Raw genomic sequence first — 14755 nt, forward strand, 5'->3', positions numbered from 1 at the left:
CTGTCACGGATATCATTAGAAGTCGGCTTTCAGCACCACGCGGTAGCGAGCTTTGCCCTCGCGAACGTGCTTCAGCGCTTCGTTGATTTGCGACATCGGGAACAGCTCGGTGGTCGGTGCGACTTTGCTGCGTCCGGCAAATTTCATCAGCTTGCGCAGCTCGGACGGGTTACCGGTAGCCGAACCAGAGATGCTGCGGTCGCCACCGATCAGGGTAAAGGCGGGGACCGGGAAAGGCTTCATTACCGCACCGACGGTGTGGAAGTTGCCGCCGTACGCCAGCGCTTCAAAGTACGGCTGCCAGTCGAGGTCGACGGCAACGGTGTTGATGATCAGGTCGAACTGCCCGGCCAGCGCTTTTAAGGCTTCAGGATCGCGGCTATTTACGACGCGATCGGCGCCCATTGCCAGCACTTCCTGCTCTTTCGCTGGGTTTGAGCTAAAGGCGGTGACTTCCGTGCCCATCGCGTGCAGCAGCTTGATGGCAATATGGCCGAGGCCGCCAATGCCGATCACCCCGACGCGGCTGTTTGCCGTGACGTGATGCATCAGCAGCGGTTTGAATACGGTAATGCCGCCGCAGAGCATCGGTCCGGCGGATTCGATATCGACGTTTTCCGGCAGCGGGATCACCCATTGCCAGTCGGCGCGCAGCTTATCGGCAAAACCGCCGCGGTTAATGATGGTCGGAACCGAGCCTTCCAGACAGTTGATCTGGTTGCCGCTGATGCAGGCATCGCAGTGGCCGCAGCTGCGCGCCGTCCAGCCGATACCTACTTTCTGGCCGATTTTAAGGCCCTTCTCCTGCGCCGCGCTGCCCAGCGCCGCCACGCGACCAATCACCTCGTGACCGGCGACCAGCGGATAGCTCGACATGCCCCATTCGTTGTCGATCATCGACAGGTCGGAGTGGCAGATCCCGCAGTACTCCACCTGCACTTCGACATCTTCCGGCTTGAGGTCGCCGGCATCGTACTCCCACAGCGACAGATCGGCACCCGCTTCTTTGGCGGCGTAACTTTTAATAGTGCTCATGACAGATTCCTTGGGTTTGGCGTAGTTTTGGCATCGTTAAGAAGGAAGTGTAGAGCATGGGGCGAGGGGACGCTTGGCAGAAGGAGGGGGGAAGGGGGTTGAGATTGCGCAAGATGACCTCTCCGCAAAGGAGAAGTTATCTTGATAATTCAGCTTTTAAGCAACAGCGCGTTGAGCCAGATTTCGTTCCGTTCTGGGCGCTTATCCACTGTCTGCCACATTTTGGCGATACGGATATCCGCCTGCTGTTCGACCAGAGCCGTCAGACCCGCTTCGTCGAGATCGGTAAAACGCCGACCCTCCTTTTCTCGCTCGCCTGAACCGTATTTGAATGAGACGTACCAGATGCCGCCCGGTTTAAGGGCCGTAGCCAGTTTGCGCATCACCCCGTCGAGTTCGTCGGCGGGAACGTGCAACAGCGAAGCGCAGCACCAGATGCCATCATAACGCGCACTTTCCGTGATGCTTTGAAAGGTCGCCTGACGCACGGCCAGCCCGCTAAATTGCGCTGCTCGCTCAACCATTGCTGGTGAAGCATCAAACGCCTCGACCCGATAGCCCATATCCGCAAAGGCTTTTGCATCGCGCCCGGAGCCGCATCCGGCATCCAGGATCAGTCCGTTCGGTTTAATCGCCCCGATAAAAGGCGCGTAAAGAGAGGTCATATCGACAGCCACGGTTGAAGCTACAAAGTTGTCAGCGTTCTGCTGGTAGTAATTGATTGTCATCAGAAAATATCCGTTCCGGCGGCCTGAGGTTCCCATTCATGAAGGAGCGTTATACGAGCAGTGTTCCAGATTTTGGCGAGAAAGTCATCGCGCCGGGCGGTCGTGTTACCGGTCTGACGGATTAAGGTTTCACGCAAGGGGAGGTGGCTGGTAATAAAATATTCGTTTCTGTCGCGCAAGCGGCGCAGCAGTTTAACCGACGGTACCCGCATAAACTTGCCCTTTTCACCGCGATTACAGCTTTTACAGGCGAGAACCAGATTCCAGACGCCATTGATATTTGCCACCTCGCTACGCGCCGCCCAGGGGATAAAGTGGTCAACGTCGGCTAGGTTCTCATCCCCAGTTTCAAGACTAATCGGCGCATAGCAGTAAAAGCAGCGGCCCTTCTGATAGCCGTTCAGGCTGTCGCGACAACTAGAGATAGCGACCCGTCGGGTATTCAGGGTGCTAAATAGCTGCTGTTCGGCGGCATCGTATTCTATGGCGATCAGATTACTGGCGATGCTCATGGCCCATGCCTGCTCCACCAGACGCCAGCGTGCGTCAGTTTCGTGGATCAGGTTCTGGTACTGCTGGCGCTCCGTTAGATAATAAAAGTTGTCGGTCAGACGGATGCCTTTATGCGTTTTGCGCTCGTCGATAAAAAAGCGTTTGGCGATTTCACCCTGATTGACGTTATGAAACTTGTCCAGCACCACGCTAAAGCCGAGCTTTACCGTCGCAGCGGTGAGCTGCTCCTGGTTTATTTCATTACGATTGAAGCTGTTACAGGCACTAAGATACTGGCTTTTTGGCGAGGTGATCTGTTTGGGCGCGTGCCTAAGATGGCGACACAGATGCTGGCTGAACGGCACAGCCAGATCCTCAAGGCGTATCAGATCGCTACCGTCGCGACGGATATCGTACAGCGCATGAGCCAGCGCGAACTTATAGGAGGCGACGTTTTTGCCAAAAAGAATAATGCCGCGCCAGTAGTTCTCCAGCGTCGGTTCGATCTGATAGAAGCGCATTGCGGGTATCCTGTTTGGGAAAGTACAGGCGTTATTACGCGTACTAATAACAGGATCTGATAACAAACTGGCGAAAATGTAAACCGTATTGAGCCGTTTGCAGGATTTTGCGAGCAGACTCGGAGAAAAAGAACGTCGCTGGTGGGAGAGGGAAGGGGACGTGGCTTGTATCGGGAACGTATTGAATGTTGGTCAAAATGCGGCTGGCGCTGTTTTTTTCAACACTTAGCGTGGCAATCGCACTCTGCTGCTTGCGCAGCAGCCAGCGACAGGTATAATCCACAACGTTTTCCGTATCCTTTCCGTGCCGGAGTGGCGAAATCGGTAGACGCAGTTGATTCAAAATCAACCGTAGAAATACGTGCCGGTTCGAGTCCGGCCTTCGGCACCAAAAGTATATAAATAGACGTCAATCGACGTCTTTTTTTATGCCCGAAATCCGCACCACACAAGGCTTTACCCGCTTTTTCCCTTAACTGAAGTCAACCTAACTCAACCCACATCAACAAGCTTGTGAGTATACTAATGAGTATATTTGTCGATTCGATATTGCTTGTATACTCACGACATACCAATGGAAGGAGGACCATTATGGCCTTAACGGATACTAAAGTTCGTTCTGCGAAACCTGAGGAGAAAGAGTATTCACTTGTTGACGGCGACGGTATGTCCTTACTTGTAAAACCTAACGGCTCAAAGTATTGGCGATTTCGTTTCCGTTTTGGCGGTAAACAACATTTGATGGCGTTCGGTGTCTATCCTGAAATCTCGTTAGCTAATGCCAGACAAAAGAGAGAAGAGGCTAGAAAGCTGGTTGCTGCTGGCATTGATCCTCGTGAGCATAAGCGTGCTTTAAAAGAAGAGCAGGCGAAAGAGATTATTACTTTCGAGAAGGTTGCCAGAGAGTGGCTTGCGACTAACCAAAAATGGTCGGAAGATCATGCTAATCGCGTGAAAAAGAGCCTGGAGGACAATATCTTCCCGGCAATTGGTACTTGCAACATTGCTGAATTGGGTACTCGTGATTTACTGGCACCCATTAAAGCGGTGGAACTGTCTGGACGTCTTGAGGTGGCTTCTCGTCTCCAACAGCGCACCACGGCCATCATGCGTTATGCAGTACAAAGCGGGCTGATTGATTACAACCCAGCGCAGGAGATGGCTGGAGCCGTCGCCTCTGGCAATCGACAACATCGTCCGGCGCTGGAATTAAAGCGTATCCCTGAGTTACTCGAGAAAATAGACGGTTATACCGGTAGGCCGCTAACCCGCTGGGCAACGGAACTTACTCTGCTTATCTTTATTCGCTCCAGTGAGCTGCGTTTTGCTCGCTGGTCAGAGATCGATTTTGAAACGTCAATGTGGACCATCCCGCCTGAGCGAGAGCCTATTCCCGGCGTGAAACATTCTCAGCGAGGATCAAAGATGCGTACATCTCATCTGGTGCCGCTATCAAAGCAGGCGCTGGCGATCCTGAAGCAGATAAAACAGTTCTGTGGTGAACATGAGTTGATTTTTATTGGCGATCACGATCCGCGTAAACCCATGAGCGAGAACACGGTAAATAGTGCGCTACGGGTGATGGGCTATGACACTAAAGTTGAGGTTTGCGGCCACGGCTTCCGCACAATGGCCTGTAGTTCGTTAATTGAGTCAGGTCTATGGTCGAAGGATGCGGTGGAGCGCCAGATGAGCCATATGGAACGTAATTCGGTACGCGCAGCATATATCCATAAAGCGGAACATCTGGATGAACGCAAACTGATGCTGCAATGGTGGGCAAACTTCCTGGATGCAAATCGGGAGAAGAGTATTAGTCCTTTTGATTTTGCGAAAATTAATAATCCCATGCTGAGCAGATAACACATGACGCTATATGTTGGCCCCTTAACCCCGTAGATTCAACATGAGTGATTACATAAAGAAGGCATCCGTACTTTAACGTTCGGGTGCCTTTTTGCTTTTTAACAACCGAAAATCAGGAGATTTTATCAATGGTTACAATATGTCCAAAATGTGGTTCTGAACACGTTAGCGAACGTAACATTGGGAGGAAGGCTGGAGGTATTGCTGGAGGTGTGGCTGGAGCCCTTAGTGGAGCAAGCTCGGGGGCTGCAATTGGCTCTGTCGTGCCAGTTCTGGGGACTGCGACCGGGGCTGTTATTGGTGCTGTGCTTGGGAGGTTTGTGGCTGGTGCAACTGCGGGAGCGGTTACCGGCTCAGCCCTTGATGGACTCCTGTTTGACAGATATGAGTGTGGCGATTGTGGTCATACCTTTGACTAGAAGGTTATGAGAAATGTCATATCCTTATGTTTTTAATGAATAAAAAATATCCAGTACTTGCCTCATCAATTTTAATACACCACATCCCCCGGCATAAACCGATCTACAAAAACGATCGATATCATTATAATGATAGTTATAAGCTATCGAATTAACTGTATCGATCGCTTTTATCGATAGATTATGCAGATCAATTATTGAAATTCGATCGGTAATAACAATTTTACCTGTACTCATAACCTCCCTATCTTAGAAAGGATTTAATTAGCATCAGGACAGGATTCTTACCGGGTGACAATAAGGAGATGCACCATGCGCCTATAGCAAGGATGTTTCAATGCGGCAGGTATAAGTCTGCCCATCTATTCAACATGTTTACCGGACAAAGTGACGGCATTAAACCACCACTTCAATGATTTATTGTTATTTTTCAAGGAGCCAACGATGGCATTTATTCTTTTACTTTTGTGGATCGGAGCATCGATAGTTATTGGTAAATTGGCTCAGGCCAGTGGCCGTTCGTTCTTAATATGGTTTGTTATCAGTATGCTTATAGACCCCATATTTGGCGCTATTCTTTTTGCTGTAGTCGTGAGGTCAAAATGAAACCAGAAAGAATTAAGAGGCTTTTTAAAGCCTATCTTGGCATTGGTGTTTTATTCATGTTGCTTGTTTGTACAGGGATTGTTGTTTTGTTATGTCAATAAGGGAAATAACTACGTATTTTAATAATTATTTTATATCTATTACCATACCCACCTCCTGTTCAACACTCTTGAAGTATATCAGTTTAACGTTCTATGTAATATCTTGGCTATTATGTAAAGATAAGGAATTATCATGATAAACTATTATGAATATCTTGAGCTGGATATGAATGCCAGCGTTGATGAATTAAACAATGCGATACAAAAAGTAAGTGAACGTGATGATGCGGATTTAAAATTCATCCGCGAAATGAAATCCATTTTGTTAAACAATGAAGCCAGGGTGCTGTATAATAATAAATTGATTTCTTTTATTGTTGGCGATCGTAAAAAGTCTGATTTGGTAAGCACTGAGAATATCCGTAAATTATTAAATATAGACAATTCGTCTTTACATGACAAATATATCTGGATTGCAACGGGATTGTTTGTTGTCGGCGTTTTATCCGCATGTTTGTTTAGTTTAGCTGTCAACTATACGGTTAATCTGTTCATTATGATTGCCCTGGTTATTTTGTTCTATATGGACTGGAAGCTACTGGATAAACATGGTAAGGCCAGCTTTTCAAAATGGTGGATTCTCTTTTCGCCAGTCTATATTGCTAAACGTTGTAAAGCCGTTGGTCAGGGGAAAATGCTATTGCTGATCTGGCTTGGCATCTGGGTTGCGTATGGGATCGGGAATATTGCATTCAACAGTAGTAAAACAATGCTGGAGCGTACAGCATGCGAGGTGGTAACAGATATCTATCATAAACAGTTACGTCAATACTCGCAGCAATGTGAGAACGTAACGTTAACTGAAAGTGAAGGGAAACAGCACTATGGATTTGCTCAACTTAGTGATGGTACAACTAAAGATATTACCGTGACAGAACAATCAGATGGTAAGATTGTTGTATATATTGAATAGGTATTTCTGAGGCAAAGCACTTACCTCTGGGGTAAGTGCTTTTTATATATTATTTATTTTTAGAGAAGGTTTGTATGAAATTTCTAAATGGAATTAAATATGTGACTGCTCTGGGGGTAGTTACTATCTCCTGTTCAGTAATAGCATCACCTTATGGAGATTCAGATGTTCTGTTCGGGTGTCTCATAAAAGGTAAAACCACTAAAGAGGTGGCCGTGTTGAGGAATAATAATGAGGTCACTTATTTATTCGGTAAATCGGATGTTAACGGAGGGAGTAGGGTTATTCCTGAAATTACTTTGGTAAAAAATGTGAGCCAGCTAAGTCAGGCCTGGAATTACAGTAGGGCTGAGGGTATGTCGATACATACATTGAACATACCAGAAAACGAGTATACTTACTCTGTTTCCTATATCGATGATGGAAAAAATGCTGATGGGGAAATAACTGTTTTAAAACAGGGGGAAGAAATAAGTACGATAAAATGCGATGATGTCTGGGAACAACATCTGGGTGACAGCAATATGATGCATGGTATCCCCGATGAATCAGAGTGATGTATCTGATACGTACTGTACCAGTTCACATGAGTGTTAACTGGTACAAAATATAGAAATACCAACTTAGGTAACGGTTTAATAGTGGCAATTAATAACCACCTCCTATGGAGGTGGTCAAGACAACTAAAAGGATAACTGACCATTCTATCAGCATTTTTCAACTATCGAAGAAAGAAATCCGCAGTCATGTGGCTTATCAAAACCAGAGCTACTTTTTAGATATTCAGTAATCAGCGCTCCAATAATCTTAACCGATTTTTTGTTAGTTGTTATAAAGCCCAATGGTATAGTCACTGGCAAAGTTTCAGGTTGAGAAATATGATAGATAACAACAGATAATTCATTCTCGAGATGGAGGATCTCAACATTACCATCTAACAGTCCTTCGACAATCCCTTTAGCGTACTTTTGGAATTGTCCTAGGGAAGGTGCGAATAAGCGGGGAAATTCTTCTCGGCTGACTCAGTCATTTCATTTCTTCATGTTTGAGCCGATTTTTTCTCCCGTAAATGCCTTGAATCAGCCTATTTAGACCGTTTCTTCGCCATTTAAGGCGTTATCCCCAGTTTTTAGTGAGATCTCTCCCACTGACGTATCATTTGGTCCGCCCGAAACAGGTTGGCCAGCGTGAATAACATCGCCAGTTGGTTATCGTTTTTCAGCAACCCCTTGTATCTGGCTTTCACGAAGCCGAACTGTCGCTTGATGATGCGAAATGGGTGCTCCACCTTGGCCCGGATGCTGGCTTTCATGTATTCGATGTTGATGGCCGTTTTGTTCTTGCGTGGATGCTGTTTCAAGGTTCTTACCTTGCCGGGGCGCTCGGCGATCAGCCAGTCCACATCCACCTCGGCCAGCTCCTCGCGCTGTGGCGCCCCTTGGTAGCCGGCATCGGCTGAGACAAATTGCTCCTCTCCATGCAGCAGATTACCCAGCTGATTGAGGTCATGCTCGTTGGCCGCGGTGGTGACTAGGCTGTGGGTCAGGCCACTCTTGGCATCGACACCAATGTGGGCCTTCATGCCAAAGTGCCACTGATTGCCTTTCTTGGTCTGATGCATCTCCGGATCGCGTTGCTGCTCTTTGTTCTTGGTCGAGCTGGGTGCCTCAATGATGGTGGCATCGACCAAGGTGCCTTGAGTCATCATGACGCCTGCTTCGGCCAGCCAGCGATTGATGGTCTTGAACAATTGGCGGGCCAGTTGATGCTGCTCCAGCAGGTGGCGGAAATTCATGATGGTGGTGCGGTCAGGCAAGGCGCTATCCAGGGATAACCGGGCAAACCGACGCATGGAGGCGATTTCGTACAGAGCATCTTCCATCGCGCCATCGCTCAGGTTGTACCAATGCTGCATGCAGTGAATGCGTAGCATGGTTTCCAGCGGATAAGGTCGCCGGCCATTACCAGCCTTGGGGTAAAACGGCTCGATGACTTCCACCATGTTTTGCCATGGCAGAATCTGCTCCATACGGGACAAGAAAATCTCTTTTCTGGTCTGACGGCGCTTACTGCTGAATTCACTGTCGGCGAAGGTAAGTTGATGACTCATGATGAACCCTGTTCCATGGCTCCAGATGACAAACATGATCTCATATCAGGGACTTGTTCGCACCTTCCCTAGTTCATACTTCCATTGCCTAGCTGCCCTAAATAGCTGCGCAGAATAGTAGATCACTTATAGGGAACTCAGCCCGGATTGTGCGATCTGATCAATCGCCAAATCAAAACAAATCACCAACCGGACTGAGCGATGCCGATCATAGCACCAATACCTCGTGACGAACGACGCCTGATGCAGAAAGCTATCCATAAAACACGCGATAAAAATCATGCCCGCAGACTCACGGCCATGCTGATGCTTCATCGGGGTGAACGGATCAGCGATGTTGCCAGAACACTCTGTTGTGCCCGTTCATCCGTTGGGCGCTGGATTGGCTGGTTCACTGTATCAGGTGTTGAAGGCCTGAAATCCTTGCCCGCAGGACGTTCCCGACGCTGGCCTTTTGAGCATATCTGTACCTTGTTACGTGAACTGATAAAACATTCTCCCTGTGATTTTGGTTATCAGCGTTCACGCTGGAGCACCGAATTACTGGCAATAAAAATCAATGAGATAACCGGGTTCCAGTTGCATGCCGGGACTGTGCGTCGCTGGCTGCCCTCTGCCGGACTGGTATGGCGCAGAGCCGCACCAACGTTGTGTATCCGCGATCCTCATAAGGATGAAAAAATGGCTGCAATCCATAAAGCACTGGGCGAATGCAGCGCAGAACACCCGGTTTTTTATGAGGATGAAGTGGATATCCATCTCAACCCCAAAATCGGCGCAGACTGGCAGTTACGCGGGCAGCAAAAACGGGTTGTGACGCCGGGGCAGAACGAAAAATACTATCTGGCCGGAGCATTGCACAGCGGAACGGGCAAAGTCAGCTATGTGGGCGGCAACAGCAAAAGTTCGGTGCTGTTCATCAGCCTGCTGAAGCACCTTAAAGCCACATACCGACGGGCAAAAACCATCACGCTCATCGTGGATAACTATATTATCCATAAAAGCCGTGAAACACAGCGCTGGTTGAAAGCAAATCCCAAATTCAGGGTAATTTACCAACCGGTTTACTCGCCGTGGGTGAACCACGTTGAGCGGTTATGGCAGGCGCTTCATGACACGATAACCCGTAATCACCAGTGCCGCTCAATGTGGCAGTTACTGAAAAAGGTTCGCCATTTTATGGAAACAGCCAGCCCATTCCCCGGAGGGAAACATGGTCTGGCAAAAGTGTAGCGGTATTAGGCGCAGCTATTTAGAATCAATGACCTGCCCCCAGTATTAGCTACAACCGTCAGTTAGTAATGGACTGACCCCGCCCCGGTAGACGATCCTGCCCTATAGTTTGAGCAAGGAGGAGCGTATGGGCACACCACGATTTACACCTGAATTTAAGGAAGAAGCCGTCCGTCAGATAACGGAACGCGGTTATTCCGTTGCCGAAGTTTCTGACCGGCTGGGCGTTTCAGCACACAGTCTCTATAAGTGGTTAACCAAGGGTGTCTGTAATGCAACTTTTCCACTGAACAAGGCAGCTCTGAAATCATATTTTGGCGTACAATGTACCCCATTGAAAACAGGAGACAGCCGTGAGTCACGCGATTGAGTTTATCGAGACCCCGATGTTTGCCCGTCAGATTCAGATAAAACAGATCGCCACGGATGAAGAGCTCAGGGCGCTGCGAAAGACGCTGATTGAGTTGCCGGATAAAGGCGATCTCATCTAGAAAACCGGCGGGCTGCGCTAAATTAGGATGGCGACAGGCAACCAGCGGCAGTTCGAGGGTGGTTTACTTCCTAGCCACCGTTGAGGTAATTTGTCTGGTATTGGCCTACTCGAAAAGCACCAAAGACAGACACGGAGAAAGCCGCGCTGTAAACGCTGACCCAACAACTGAAAGGCGAGGTGTGACATGCGTTTTTTGACGAGCTGAAAGCATCGCAGGAAGAAGCCGTAGAAATTAAAAATGGCGTCAGAGAGTCAGCCCGCATCATCCGTTACGACCAGGCAGGCGTAAAAGCCATCAGGGCACAGTTGAACGTTTCACAGAGCGAGATGGCGAAAGCGCTGGGAACCAGCCTTGACACCATCAAAAGCTGGGAAACTGGACGCCGTAAGCCGACCGGACTAGCGGTGAAGGTGCTGGCAACCATCCAGGCTAACCCGTAATTTTTCCTGGAGCTGGCGGTACACTAAACCGTGGTGACAGAAGGATTCGACAGACGAGGCCGTTCCCGTGTAATTTAACGGCAACAGAAAAAACGAAGCCCCGGAAATCATGAGCAATCTTGGCGGATGAGCATGATAACCAGGGCTAGGTACGAAACCTTGAAGGAATCTTAGCACATGAACCGTGCCAGACAACAGCCCGCCATAAGCGCAGGCCGGATTGAGTAACGCTGCACTTAACCTTTTCAACGAGCGCTTGCCGCACAAGCCGTACTTTTCGGACGATTTGCACTTTGGTGTGCGCATTGCCGGTAAGGAACGCGCCATCCTGGCGAAATACATCCAGTTCAATCAGCCACACGCCATGTTCTGGCTGGGATTCGACGTTGATCGCAACGCCCCCGAGCCTACGCTGAGCAATCCCGAAAACGGACACGCGCACCTGCTGTACGCACTTAAAACCTCGATACGCACTGCGCCGGACGGAAAAATGAAGCCGCTGCGCTACGCCGCCGCCGTGGAGAACGCGCTACGTAAAAAGTTAGAGGCTGACGCGGGGCGGGGTATTTAAGACCAATCTGCAAGAACCCGAACCATGGTCACTGGAAAATAGTCGTCAAACCTATTTTAGGTATAATAAAGAAAGGGATAGTATGAAGGTTATTAGTTTTATTAATATGAAAGGTGGTGTTGGTAAATCTACGGTAGCCATAAATGTGGCTCATTGCTTATCCGAGAGGAATGAAAAAAGAGTCCTCATAATAGACATGGACCCTCAATTTAACGCTACACAATGCGTATTAACCCCTGAGGCTTATATCAAGCACATGGAAAGTGGCGGTGACACAATCTGTACGGTTTTTAATCCAGAAAGGGTTGTTGTCAACTCGATTAATGGATCGTCGATAGTTAAGCCTAAGGAAGGTGCGAATAAGCGGGGAAATTCTTCTCGGCTGACTCAGTCATTTCATTTCTTCATGTTTGAGCCGATTTTTTCTCCCGTAAATGCCTTGAATCAGCCTATTTAGACCGTTTCTTCGCCATTTAAGGCGTTATCCCCAGTTTTTAGTGAGATCTCTCCCACTGACGTATCATTTGGTCCGCCCGAAACAGGTTGGCCAGCGTGAATAACATCGCCAGTTGGTTATCGTTTTTCAGCAACCCCTTGTATCTGGCTTTCACGAAGCCGAACTGTCGCTTGATGATGCGAAATGGGTGCTCCACCTTGGCCCGGATGCTGGCTTTCATGTATTCGATGTTGATGGCCGTTTTGTTCTTGCGTGGATGCTGTTTCAAGGTTCTTACCTTGCCGGGGCGCTCGGCGATCAGCCAGTCCACATCCACCTCGGCCAGCTCCTCGCGCTGTGGCGCCCCTTGGTAGCCGGCATCGGCTGAGACAAATTGCTCCTCTCCATGCAGCAGATTACCCAGCTGATTGAGGTCATGCTCGTTGGCCGCGGTGGTGACTAGGCTGTGGGTCAGGCCACTCTTGGCATCGACACCAATGTGGGCCTTCATGCCAAAGTGCCACTGATTGCCTTTCTTGGTCTGATGCATCTCCGGATCGCGTTGCTGCTCTTTGTTCTTGGTCGAGCTGGGTGCCTCAATGATGGTGGCATCGACCAAGGTGCCTTGAGTCATCATGACGCCTGCTTCGGCCAGCCAGCGATTGATGGTCTTGAACAATTGGCGGGCCAGTTGATGCTGCTCCAGCAGGTGGCGGAAATTCATGATGGTGGTGCGGTCAGGCAAGGCGCTATCCAGGGATAACCGGGCAAACCGACGCATGGAGGCGATTTCGTACAGAGCATCTTCCATCGCGCCATCGCTCAGGTTGTACCAATGCTGCATGCAGTGAATGCGTAGCATGGTTTCCAGCGGATAAGGTCGCCGGCCATTACCAGCCTTGGGGTAAAACGGCTCGATGACTTCCACCATGTTTTGCCATGGCAGAATCTGCTCCATACGGGACAAGAAAATCTCTTTTCTGGTCTGACGGCGCTTACTGCTGAATTCACTGTCGGCGAAGGTAAGTTGATGACTCATGATGAACCCTGTTCCATGGCTCCAGATGACAAACATGATCTCATATCAGGGACTTGTTCGCACCTTCCCTAAAGAAATTGAAGATATAAAACCAATTAAAATAGTCAATAATTTAGATCTATTACCGGGTAGTTTGGAACTTCACCGAATTGAGGTTTCGGCTGGTAGTGGTTTAGAGTTTAAATTACGTAGGTATTTAGAATCAGTAAGGGAATGTTACGATTATGTGTTAGTGGACACACCCCCTACGCCATCAATCTGGATGTATAGCGCTTTAATAGCTTCTGATTTTTATATCATACCAGTAAAACCAGAGCCGTTATCCATCACGGGAATTGATCTTTTAGAAAGTATCATTGAAGATAAAAAGAAAAACTTTGCTCTGAAAATAAAGTGTTTAGGACTTGTTTTAAACTTGGTTGAGGAACACACAGTTACTTATAGAAAAACAATGGAGTTTTTAGAAGGTAGTGATAAGTGGCGAAGTTTAATCTTTAGATCATTCATACCTAAGAGGACCGCGATTTCTAAAGGGCAGACTTCAGCTCTTCACATATTAAAATTGAAAGATAGAGCATTACATATGAAACTTGTCAGAGTCGTTGATGAGTTGAAAGAGAAAGCAAGCTAAGGGGGCATTGATTCATGGACAAACTAACTAGTAAAGATCTTAAGACGCTCATGAATTTCATTGAGGAGTTCTCTTGGGTTGCTAACAAATATAAGAATATTGATGCAAAAAAGTTAATTGATTATATTAATAATGTTGAAAATTCAAAAAAAGAAGAGTCTTTCTATTCTAAATATCGCTATGACAGCAAGTTAAGGAATAACTCGGTTAAAGAGAAATCCTTCCTTATTGGTGCATTGCCTGCGCTACTGATGGATCGAGAACTTTTCATAAAAAACAAGGATTTATCTGATTTCGCTGCTCTTATTGGCATTGAAGTTAAATTTCCTGAGAAACGTTCAAGAGATGAAATAATAGGCACTATAATTTGCTCAATCCAAGATGAAAATACACTAGCTAAAGTCTCCGATATCGGTGAATTTATATACCGATTGACTAGTGATGAACGCGTTATTAGCAATATAAAAATAGAAAAGAAATTAATGAATGACAACTATGACTGGAATCGTCTTATTCGTCATCTTTATAATAGGGGGTGATCTTTGTCTCGACTAACTAATGACGACTTTAAACTTCTTGTTGATTTTTTAAAATGCTATTCCCTAGAGAGCGTTTCTAGTAATAGTGATTTTTTAAGAAACCTAAAAATGGTTCATAAAGGATATTTTTCGTTGTTGGTTTTTTCTTCGGAACTTACATTAAACCAAGCTATCGGAATTAATTCTGAAGTTTTAAATAGGGTTAATGAAACCTGTTCTGATATAGGTGCATCTATTCTCCTTCTTGCTCATGGTATGTATAAGCAAGCCAATATGTCTCTAAGGAGTTCGATAGAAAATTTTTCAAAGTCGATAGCTTATCCTGAGTGTGAAAGCATCATTGAGGATAAAAGTGTATTCTCTGTTTTTGAGAAAACTAGAAGCATCTCATTGTTTAGCACACTTAGGCTGAAAGATAGATACACCGATATAACATCTATTTATTCTGATTTGTGCGCCTACACACACACAGCAAATGCGTCGAACATGGCTAACATTAGTGCGTTAAATAGCATACCTAAATTTGATGAAGGTAAGTGCATTGAGTTTATTAATTTCTCAAAGAAACTATTGACGTGCTT

Annotated in this window: 13 protein-coding genes, 1 tRNA gene and 4 pseudogenes; 13 read left to right on the forward strand and 5 right to left on the reverse strand. The window is 47.3% G+C overall.

Annotated elements, in window-relative coordinates; all coding sequences use genetic code 11:
- Positions 1-15: 15 nt before the first annotated feature.
- From HV127_RS10615 to HV127_RS10625, 3 genes are all read right to left on the reverse strand, one after another.
- A complete protein-coding gene (locus tag HV127_RS10615; protein ID WP_182235936.1) occupies positions 16-1035 on the reverse strand; it encodes an NAD(P)-dependent alcohol dehydrogenase in 1020 nt (339 codons plus the stop codon).
- A gap of 149 nt (positions 1036-1184) precedes the next feature.
- Complete coding sequence (locus HV127_RS10620; RefSeq protein ID WP_181483829.1) at positions 1185-1763, reverse strand: class I SAM-dependent methyltransferase; 579 nt, start codon at positions 1761-1763, stop codon at positions 1185-1187.
- On the reverse strand, positions 1763-2776 hold the full coding sequence (locus tag HV127_RS10625) for an HNH endonuclease domain-containing protein (protein WP_110276631.1): 1014 nt from the start codon (positions 2774-2776) through the stop codon (positions 1763-1765). The genes HV127_RS10620 and HV127_RS10625 overlap by 1 nt, the downstream gene beginning before the upstream one ends.
- Before the next feature lie 306 nt (positions 2777-3082).
- Between HV127_RS10625 and HV127_RS10630 the strand changes: the two genes are divergently transcribed.
- The 5 genes from HV127_RS10630 (at position 3083) to HV127_RS10650 (ending at position 7238) form a co-directional block, all read left to right on the forward strand.
- Positions 3083-3167: transfer RNA gene (locus HV127_RS10630), tRNA-Leu, on the forward strand.
- A 200-nt stretch (positions 3168-3367) separates the two neighbouring features.
- Complete coding sequence (locus HV127_RS10635) at positions 3368-4639, forward strand: integrase arm-type DNA-binding domain-containing protein (RefSeq protein WP_117089957.1); 1272 nt, start codon at positions 3368-3370, stop codon at positions 4637-4639.
- An 866-nt stretch (positions 4640-5505) separates the two neighbouring features.
- Positions 5506-5667: a hypothetical protein gene (locus HV127_RS10640; RefSeq protein ID WP_153351951.1), complete on the forward strand. Its 162-nt coding sequence runs from the start codon at positions 5506-5508 to the stop codon at positions 5665-5667.
- 234 nt (positions 5668-5901) lie between these two features.
- Positions 5902-6681, forward strand: coding sequence for a hypothetical protein (locus tag HV127_RS10645; protein ID WP_117089955.1), 780 nt, complete (start codon positions 5902-5904; stop codon positions 6679-6681).
- 74 nt (positions 6682-6755) lie between these two features.
- Positions 6756-7238, forward strand: coding sequence for a hypothetical protein (locus HV127_RS10650; RefSeq protein WP_117089954.1), 483 nt, complete (start codon positions 6756-6758; stop codon positions 7236-7238).
- Between the two features lie 572 nt (positions 7239-7810).
- On the opposite strand, the gene HV127_RS10655 is transcribed toward HV127_RS10650, so the two are convergent.
- Positions 7811-8791 carry an IS5-like element IS5 family transposase gene (locus tag HV127_RS10655; RefSeq protein ID WP_042934497.1) on the reverse strand — a complete coding sequence of 327 codons (981 nt, stop codon included), beginning with the start codon at positions 8789-8791 and terminating at the stop codon, positions 7811-7813.
- 201 nt (positions 8792-8992) lie between these two features.
- Here HV127_RS10655 and HV127_RS10660 point away from each other — a divergent pair, with 201 nt between their 5' ends.
- The 6 genes and pseudogenes from HV127_RS10660 (at position 8993) to HV127_RS10685 (ending at position 11986) form a co-directional block, all read left to right on the forward strand.
- Entirely contained in the window at positions 8993-10024 is a 1032-nt protein-coding gene (locus HV127_RS10660) for an IS630 family transposase (protein WP_117089953.1), read from the forward strand.
- Between the two features lie 127 nt (positions 10025-10151).
- Positions 10152-10280, forward strand: a pseudogene (locus HV127_RS10665) (transposase); the annotation flags it as partial.
- A gap of 97 nt (positions 10281-10377) precedes the next feature.
- Positions 10378-10667, forward strand: a pseudogene (locus HV127_RS10670) (addiction module toxin RelE).
- A 36-nt stretch (positions 10668-10703) separates the two neighbouring features.
- A pseudogene (gene nadS / locus HV127_RS10675) lies at positions 10704-10958 on the forward strand (NadS family protein); the annotation flags it as partial.
- A gap of 220 nt (positions 10959-11178) precedes the next feature.
- A pseudogene (locus HV127_RS10680) lies at positions 11179-11576 on the forward strand (replication initiation protein); the annotation flags it as partial.
- Between the two features lie 35 nt (positions 11577-11611).
- Positions 11612-11986 (forward strand): AAA family ATPase, encoded by a 375-nt coding sequence (locus HV127_RS10685; protein WP_182235938.1) that lies wholly within the window; start codon positions 11612-11614, stop codon positions 11984-11986.
- Positions 11987-12023: 37 nt separating this feature from the next.
- Here HV127_RS10685 and HV127_RS10690 read toward each other — a convergent pair whose 3' ends face one another.
- Positions 12024-13004 carry an IS5-like element IS5 family transposase gene (locus HV127_RS10690; protein WP_042934497.1) on the reverse strand — a complete coding sequence of 327 codons (981 nt, stop codon included), beginning with the start codon at positions 13002-13004 and terminating at the stop codon, positions 12024-12026.
- Between HV127_RS10690 and HV127_RS10695 the strand changes: the two genes are divergently transcribed.
- A complete protein-coding gene (locus HV127_RS10695; protein ID WP_220471423.1) occupies positions 13003-13635 on the forward strand; it encodes a ParA family protein in 633 nt (210 codons plus the stop codon). The two genes, HV127_RS10690 and HV127_RS10695, sit on opposite strands and share 2 nt — an antisense overlap.
- Positions 13636-13649: 14 nt before the next feature.
- Positions 13650-14174: a hypothetical protein gene (locus HV127_RS10700; protein ID WP_117089950.1), complete on the forward strand. Its 525-nt coding sequence runs from the start codon at positions 13650-13652 to the stop codon at positions 14172-14174.
- The last annotated feature ends 581 nt before the right edge of the window (positions 14175-14755 follow it).

It is taken from the genome of Klebsiella sp. RHBSTW-00215, assembly GCF_014103785.1.
GTDB lineage: Bacteria > Pseudomonadota > Gammaproteobacteria > Enterobacterales > Enterobacteriaceae > Klebsiella.